We start from the raw sequence: 7,951 nt of genomic DNA on the forward strand, positions 1-7,951 counted from the left end.
GCTTTTCACTTGATTTTATTAAAGTTTTCTGTACAATTAAGGGATAAGTGGTTGATTTTACGAAGAAAAAATCTCTTAAGGTTGAATTAGAGAGACTTGAGCAAGAAGAAAGTGAAAAGCAAAGATGGGCAACACGCCTATTGCTAGCTGAGTTTGCCCTGCCTGTTTCTGTGGTTATCTTGTCCAGTATCAGCTTAAATCTGCTTTGGTGGGGTATTTTATGTTTCTTGTTTTTGCTCGGATTTCTGGGTATTTTTGCATTTGCAAGAAAAACAGATAGGCAGAAATTTTTCAGGCTAAGGGCGATGGCTCTATTGTTTAACGCTGGATTTTGGATTATTTATTTGGTGTTTATCATTTTTCGTATTGTTTTTAAGATTTAGTCGGTAATCGGCTTTTATTTAGAGGTTGAAAATGTTATAATTTCGCTATGAGACTTGATAAATATTTAAAAGTATCGCGATTAATCAAGCGTCGTCCTGTGGCAAAGGAAGTTGCGGATAAGGGCCGCATTCAAGTCAACGGGAAAATTGCCAAGTCGGCAACAGCGCTGAAAACCGGCGACATCATCACTATTCGCTTCGGTAATAAAATCCTAGAGGCTAAAGTGCTTGATTTGCGTGAAAATGTTCGTAAAGAAGATGCTGAAAAAATGTATGAAATCATCAGTGAAACTCGGCTGAAAGGAGAAGCAGATGGACCAACGGACGACTAATGAACCAAATGTTCCGAACGTTCCAAATGTTCTGCGGCTTAACAACGAATATACGAACCGCCAGCTGGAAAAACAGCGTCGTGCTTCAACGCCGCGCCGTAAATATCTCGGTCTGATTCTCATCACAGTTGTGATTGTGTTGGCGATTCCGACTTATGGACTGGTCAAATCTTTTCAGACGCTGGAAAAGGCCAAGGCCACGAATGTTCAGACGATTTCTGAGAGCAAAGAAGTTAAGTATAAGGTAACGAGTCAGTCTGAGCTGATTCAGAACATGCAGAATTCTTTTTACATGCAGAAGTATGCCCGGAGCAGGTATCTTTATACAAGAGCTAATGAGAAAATCTTTACGGTGCCGAGTTCCCCATTAACAACAGAAAGTTCTTCAAAATAATGACAACAAGAGATGGAAATTTAAATGACGGCCGTGAGGTTTATTTTGCCGGCGGACGATTAACAGATTTGACGGCTGAGCCGACATTTGCACGAACACTGGCTGTGATTCAGCGCTATTACAAACTGCGGGAGACAGACCCTACACTGAGTTTTACTGGTGAAGACGGGTCTTCAATCTCGAAGCTTTTTTTAACACCGCATTCAGCGGAAGATTTGGCTGAAAAACGTGCGGTTTATGAGAAAATTGCGCGCGAATCTTTTGGCATGCTGGGGAGAACACCTGATTTTATTGACAGCGGAATTGCGATTCTTTCGAATTATGCAGCTGTTTTAGGGGCTGACAATCGTGCGGATTATGCCGAGAATGCCAAGAACTGGGCTGAAATGGTTCGAAACGAGGATTTGTTTGTCTCTCATGCGATTCAAAATCCTCAGGTTGACCGTGGTAGGGGGCTTCAGGACCTATTGAATGCCGGTGAGGAATTTGCCGGCGTCTGGATTAAAGAAGAGCGCGAAGATGGTGTGGTGCTGCGCGGGGCGAAGCAGGTCAATACGCTGGCGCCGTTTGCTGACCAGCTGCTGGTCTTTAATCTGCCTGGTTTGGCACCGGAAGACACTAAGTTTGCGCTGGCTTTCTGGCTGCCTTTAAACGCTTCTGGCCTTAAAGTGGTCTGCCGTAAGCCGACTTTGCGTGAGGGCAGTTTAGCGGATCATCCGCTGGCGAATGCTTTTGATGAGTTGGATGCCATGCTGATTTTTGATGATGTCTTTGTGCCGAATGAAAATCTGCTGGTCTGCGGTAATGTTGAATTATCCAATGCTTTCTTTGGCGGAAGCGGGCTTTATGTGCACACTGCGCATCAAGACGAGGTTCGCGGGCTTGTCAAGCTGGAATTTGCGACGTCAATTGCGCTGCGTCTGGCTGAGAAGCTGGGATTGACCGGATTTACGAGGGTTCAGGAGATGCTGGGCGGACTTACAGTCAATCTGGAATTGATTCGCGGGGCTGTGCTTCGAAGTGAGTTGACGGGACATCTCGAGGGTGAGGTTTTCACGCCGAATATGAATTCTCTGCTGGCTGTGCGTGTTTCTTTGACGGCTTATTATGACGAGGTTCTTCGCGTGATTGCTGAGTTTTCAAGTGGTTCGGCGGTTGGTATCCCGGATTTTGCACAGTTTGATAATCCGGAAATTGCAGAGATTTTGAAGGCGAGTTTGACTAGTCCGCTGATTTCTGCTGAGGACAGGGCGCTGCTTTTGAATTTGGCCTGGGATGTGACGAGCGAATCATTTGGTCAGCGTCAGCGTACTTATGAGCTGCTGCACGGCGGTAATCCGATGTTTGCAAAACTTGATGTTTGGCGTAATGCAGATTTGAGCTCCGGCAATGAAATGCTTGACAGGGTTTTACAAGATGCAAGAAATAATAAAGACTAAGTTGAAAAAAATTCCCTGGCTTGTTTATGTTATACTAGCATTGTTACTGGTGCTAGTGTTTTTTGCTTTTTTTCAGGAGGCAAGGCCTGCTCAAAAGCAGCTGGTCAAAAATCAGCCGAAGACGAAATATTTGAAAGTGATTCCGCTGCGGGCAGTGGCTTTGTCAGATATAATGAGTTATAAAGATGTGAACTTGACGAAGAAGAAAACTTTGATTGCAGCGCAGGGTCATCTTTCGATTAAAAAACTGAGTTTATCCGGGAAAAAGCCGGCTTTTGAGCTGGCTGACGGCTCTTTCGTGCTGGCAAGCAGTAAATCAATCGCGTCCGACATTACGTTGACACGAGAAAAGCTGTCAACCACGGTGTATTTGATGAGTGATGTAAACGTGCTTTACAGTCCCTTTACAACCTTTAATCCGGAAGTTTACGACACAATTTCTGGGAATCAGACTTTGCAGACTTTAGCAAAAGCTAAGACTCATTGGGGCACTTATTATGAAGTGAGCTTTGACGGCGGACGGACCGGCTGGATTGACGCTGCTTCCGTCAGTTTGAAAAATCCTAAAATGCTGGATTTGGAAAAAACATTGACTCAGAAATATGCGGATAAAGACCTGTCAATCACTGTAAAGCAGCTTGACAGTAAGTTTACAGTGACTGTCAACCCGGATAAAATGATTTATGCGGCCAGCTTATGGAAACTGCCGATTCTTTATTGGACACAAAAGCAGATTAACGCTGGAAATGCAGCCTTGACAGACAAGCTGAAATATACGGAAGAGGTGAATGATACATCTTGGGAAGCTTTTCAGGCTACTGGAACCGGCAGCATGTCGAAAAGTGCCGACAATAAGGATTACCAGCTCCAGGATTTGATTAATCTGGCAGCTAAAGAATCTGACAATGTGGCCTCAAACATGCTGGCTTATTATGAAACTGACAAATTCTCTGCAGATTTTCAGGCAGAGATAAAGAAAATTGCAGGTGCGGACTGGTCCACATCTTCGAGAGATGCGAGCAGTCAGATGGTTGCGAATACGCTTCTGGCGCTTTATGGTGAGGGCGGTGCTTGTTTCAATGCACTTTTCAGTACTTCCTATGATACATCAAGGATTGACGCGGCTGTGCCGGATAATGTAAAGGTTGCCCATAAAATCGGGATTGCTGACGAAGAGAACAATGATGCTGCGATTGTTTTCACGCCGGAGCCTTATGTGCTCGTGATTATGACAACCGGCGAGCAGCCGGACAGCCTGCTTACCGAGATTTCACAGACGGTTTATGAGGCACTTAAATAAGATGATGAGTCCAAATGAATTAACATTTTTGCGAATTTGTCAGGAGCGAGCGTTTTTTAGCGCCCATTCGCGCGTGCTGGTTGCCTTATCCGGCGGACAGGACTCGATGACGTTGTTTAACTGGCTCTATGATTTGCGTGAGAAGTTGGACATTGAGTTAGCGGTGGCGCACGTCAATCATAAGGTTCGTGCGGAATCTGAGCAGGAAGAGCGTTTTCTCCGGGAAAAAATGAAGATGCTGGAAATTCCTTTTTTCTCGTCTGCGTTTACTGGAAAGTTTTCAGAAAACGCAGCCCGGAAATTTCGTTATCACTATTTTTCTGAGATTATGCAAAAAAATGGCTACAATGTACTGGTTACTGCCCATCATCAGGAGGACCAGGCGGAGACGGTCTTCATGCGTTTATTGACCGGGCGCCGTCTGCGTTATTTGGGCGGAATTCCTGAAAGGCAAGGCTTTGCGGGCGGTGAGCTCATTCGGCCTTTGCTGGCTTTTCGTAAGTCAGAGCTTGATGGTGCGGCGGACTTTTTCGAGGATTTTACAAATCATGAGAATAATCATTTGCGCAATCGTGTGAGAAATGTCTATTTTCCTGAATTGTCGCAGGAGAATCCGCAGTTTTTGGCAAGTTTGACGGATTTGTCGGCTGAGATTTCCCGGAGTATGCGGCTGATTCGCGGTCAGATTGACAGTTTGTCCATTTTGGATGACAGGATTGATTTAGCGCGTTTCCTGGCGCAGGATGAGGATTTGCAGTATTTTATTCTGCAGGAGTATTTGATGCGGTTTGCGGATTTACAGCTCAGCAAGGGGCAGTTTGAGCAGATTTTGCACATTATCCGCAAATCTGCGCAATTCTCAGGCCGAATCACGAATGATTACTTTTTCGTGAAAAATGTGCAGGAATTCTATTTGACGCGGTCGCTGGAGGCTTGGGAGCTGGAAGTTGTGACTGAAAACCCGAACGATTCCCATTATTTGGCGGTAAATTTGCCAGTAAATGAGAAGTATGCCATCAGAAAGCGAAGCCCGGGTGATTTCATACAAATCCGCGGTGTAAATAAGGCGTTAAAGAAATATTTTATCGATGAGAAGATTGCCCTAAACCAAAGGGATGTGCCTGTGATTGCGGTCAACTCAGACATTTATGCTGTGCCTGTGCTGAAAATGACTTCTGATTTGAGTAATGGTCTTGAAAGTGCTACAATTAAACAAAGAATCTGGGTTAGAGCCCTGAATAAAGGAGACGGAACATGCTTGAGCAGTACATCGAAAAGGTGCTGATTACTGAGGAAGAAATTGCTGAGAAGGCCAAGGAGCTTGGCGCGCAAATTACGAAGGATTTTGACGGGAAGAATCCGCTGATTCTGGGGATTTTACGGGGTTCGATTCCTTTTCTGGCTGAGTTGATTAAGCGTATCGACACGCATGTTGAAATCGATTTTATGACGCTGTCGAGCTATCACGGCGGCACTAAGTCTTCCGGCGAGGTGAAGATGATTATGGATGTTGACACGCCGGTGAACGGCCGCGAGGTCATCATTGCTGAGGATATTATTGATACGGGGCTGACGCTGAAGTATTTGAAGGAGCTGCTTGAGCATCGCGGGGCGAAGGTAACGATTGTGACGATGCTGGATAAGCCTTCTAACCGTGAAGTTGACCTCACGCCTGATTATAAGGGCTTTGAGATTCCAAATGAGTTTGTGGTCGGCTATGGGCTTGACTATGACGAAGATTTCCGTAATCTGCCTTATGTTGGGGTGTTGAAGCAGGAAGTTTATACTGACGGTTATGATAAAAATGCGCTTTGAGCGCTTTTTTATTAGGACGTGCTTTGTGCTTGACATTGACCCAAGGTCAAGTTGTATGATATAATTGTGAGCATGAATATCAAAGAAGTGACAAAAATGACTGGTTTGACCTCGAGAACCCTGCGAGTGTGGGAAAACGCTGGTCTTTTGGCGCCGAAGCGCGGAGAAAACACCTATCGTGAGTATGAGCCGTCAGATTTGACGAAGATTTTCTACATTATGAACTTGCGTGCGCTGGACATGCCGCTTTCAGCGATTCAAGAAGTTCTGTCGCGCACGATGGATGAACAGTCAGCTTTGTCAGAGCATTTGTTTCGTCTGCGTCAGGAGCAGCAGCGCTTATCTGATTTGATTGACAGTCTCACAAAAAAACTTGAAAAAGGAGATTTTCAAATGTCAGAAAAGGATTTTGAGCAGCTGAAAAAGTTGCGGGTGCAGGAAAATGAAGAGAAGTACGGGCAAGAGGTGCGTCAGAAATACGGTGATGAAGCCGCGGACCGTGCGAACGAAAAGTATCTGGAGAGAACGCAAGGTGAAATGAATTGGGATGAGGACACACATCAGAGAATTGTAGATTTACTGAATGCTGCTTTCCCGGAGAAAGATGAGACGATGGCGCGTGAAGCCGTTGAGCTGCATGCGCAGTGGCTGTCTTATCACCTGTCGCAGCCGATTACAGCTGAGATGCATCGGGGCTTTGCGCAAATGTATGTGGATGATTCGCGCTTCCGCAAGAACTATGACCGTGACTTTGACGGTGTGGCGGAGTTTTTCCGTGATGCGGTGGTTAAGTATTATACAGAATAAGATGAGCTCAATGGGCTTTAGACTGTGGATAAACTCTATTTTGGTTTCAAAATGGAGTTTTTTTCTTTTAAGTCAAGCGTATTCTTTGATTTTTTGAAATTTACTTGTTTGTTGAGATAAAAATATTAAGTTGCGAGATAATTAAATGATTGACAATTTTCTGAAATTATAATATACTACGTAATAATTATTTTTACAAAGGGGATGTTTATTTTGCAAATGGAAAATAAGTTAGATGGAGTTTATTGATATGATAATCGCAAGAAGAAAGCGAAAGCAAAATGATAAAAAGAGAACGAATTATAGACATAGGGAGAAATAGTAACGATTGTAGAATAGGTTACTCTCCGAGGTCTCAAACGATATATGAATTAACTTTCGCAAATAATGGCGGTTCTTCGCCGCTGGCAAATGCTTCCGATTATAGAATATTTGGTATTGTCTTATTATTTATTCTAGTCCAAAGCCTCAGCCATTTTCCTTCTGCTGTCAATGCTTTTCCAATAAGGAAATTTTTACTTTCAATGTTCATCTCTGTTATTTCAACATTATTCGTTCTCGTGATTATAATGTGTCTTAGCGAGTATTACTATAATTTTAAAATGAGTTCTAGCTTGGGAAAAATAGAGAATTTGACGGAGGACTCAATCAAAAAAGTGAAAGAAATTAAGCAAGGACATTTTGCATTAGCGGTGGCGGGTATAGTAGTTATTAATGTTTCGACTATTGCGATTGCTTCTCTTTTGGCGTTTGCTTACTTTGTAAATGGGTATAATTCTGATATTCTGTTTTTCTTTAACATGTCACTGTGGTTTGTGGTCTTTGCGTTTGCCTTGCTTTGGAGTCTGAATAGACCCAGAAAATATAGAAGAATCGTTTTAAAGAAAATAGAACTGCTTGAGGAAGTTGGAAGCTAAAACACGAGAATTCGACTTCTAGAAATTTTGATGTTTCTATGTACTTTCTGCTTGGGTTTATGTATTTCTTATTTTTATGAAAAACGTATTTTGCGGAAACAAACTGTGAATAAAAACTTTTTTGAAATAAAAAATTTAAAAATTCTAGACATTGCTTTTACAGTGGTAAAAAGAAACAGGAAAGGATATACAATTATGACATTTTTTTGTTTGGTACTGTTTTCCTCTTTGCGGGTGCTTCGGTACTGATTTAGGATTCAAAAGGACGGGTTGGCTTTTTGTTCAGTTCTTTGGTAGAAGTTTTCATAATTGGTTTTGTGATTTATCGAACATTGATGATACGAAAATCGTTTAATACGTTAAGAAAAATAAGAATGGTAAAAGGGGTAAAACAGGTGCAGTAACTGGTTCGTCATTTTGACCATTTGGAGCTGCTGTTGGAGCCATATTGGGACTGTTTTAATAAGTTATTTTCTAGATAAGAATAGCAGAAAGAAAACAAAGCCATATGTGTATCCCGATGATGGCAATCCAAATACTTATAATCCTTATACAGATTAATAG

General features: G+C 42.9%; 9 protein-coding genes. All 9 read left to right on the forward strand.

The window, feature by feature from the left end; translation table 11 throughout:
- The first annotated feature begins 47 nt into the window (after positions 1–47).
- The 9 genes from ACYQ2E_RS08430 (at position 48) to ACYQ2E_RS08470 (ending at position 7,387) form a co-directional block, all read left to right on the forward strand.
- Positions 48–383 carry a hypothetical protein gene (locus ACYQ2E_RS08430; RefSeq protein ID WP_460017617.1) on the forward strand — a complete coding sequence of 112 codons (336 nt, stop codon included), beginning with the start codon at positions 48–50 and terminating at the stop codon, positions 381–383.
- A 47-nt stretch (positions 384–430) separates the two neighbouring features.
- Positions 431–715 (forward strand): RNA-binding S4 domain-containing protein, encoded by a 285-nt coding sequence (locus ACYQ2E_RS08435; protein WP_460017618.1) that lies wholly within the window; start codon positions 431–433, stop codon positions 713–715.
- Positions 696–1,109, forward strand: coding sequence for a septum formation initiator family protein (locus ACYQ2E_RS08440; RefSeq protein ID WP_460017619.1), 414 nt, complete (start codon positions 696–698; stop codon positions 1,107–1,109). Before ACYQ2E_RS08435 ends, ACYQ2E_RS08440 begins: the two co-directional genes overlap by 20 nt.
- Entirely contained in the window at positions 1,109–2,548 is a 1,440-nt protein-coding gene (locus ACYQ2E_RS08445) for a 4-hydroxyphenylacetate 3-hydroxylase N-terminal domain-containing protein (protein WP_460017620.1), read from the forward strand. The genes ACYQ2E_RS08440 and ACYQ2E_RS08445 overlap by 1 nt, the downstream gene beginning before the upstream one ends.
- A gap of 55 nt (positions 2,549–2,603) precedes the next feature.
- Positions 2,604–3,848, forward strand: a complete 1,245-nt coding sequence (locus ACYQ2E_RS08450; protein ID WP_460017621.1) for a serine hydrolase — start codon at positions 2,604–2,606, stop codon at positions 3,846–3,848.
- Position 3,849: 1 nt separating this feature from the next.
- Positions 3,850–5,133 carry a tRNA lysidine(34) synthetase TilS gene (tilS, locus tag ACYQ2E_RS08455; protein ID WP_460017622.1) on the forward strand — a complete coding sequence of 428 codons (1,284 nt, stop codon included), beginning with the start codon at positions 3,850–3,852 and terminating at the stop codon, positions 5,131–5,133.
- The gene (gene hpt / locus ACYQ2E_RS08460) at positions 5,103–5,663 is read left to right on the forward strand and encodes a hypoxanthine phosphoribosyltransferase (RefSeq protein WP_460017623.1); all 561 of its coding nucleotides are present in this window, start codon (positions 5,103–5,105) and stop codon (positions 5,661–5,663) included. Before tilS ends, hpt begins: the two co-directional genes overlap by 31 nt.
- Positions 5,664–5,735: 72 nt before the next feature.
- The gene (locus ACYQ2E_RS08465; protein WP_460017624.1) at positions 5,736–6,470 is read left to right on the forward strand and encodes a MerR family transcriptional regulator; all 735 of its coding nucleotides are present in this window, start codon (positions 5,736–5,738) and stop codon (positions 6,468–6,470) included.
- A gap of 281 nt (positions 6,471–6,751) precedes the next feature.
- Positions 6,752–7,387: a hypothetical protein gene (locus ACYQ2E_RS08470; protein WP_460017625.1), complete on the forward strand. Its 636-nt coding sequence runs from the start codon at positions 6,752–6,754 to the stop codon at positions 7,385–7,387.
- The last annotated feature ends 564 nt before the right edge of the window (positions 7,388–7,951 follow it).

The sequence above is a fragment of the Lactovum odontotermitis genome, from assembly GCF_054658595.1.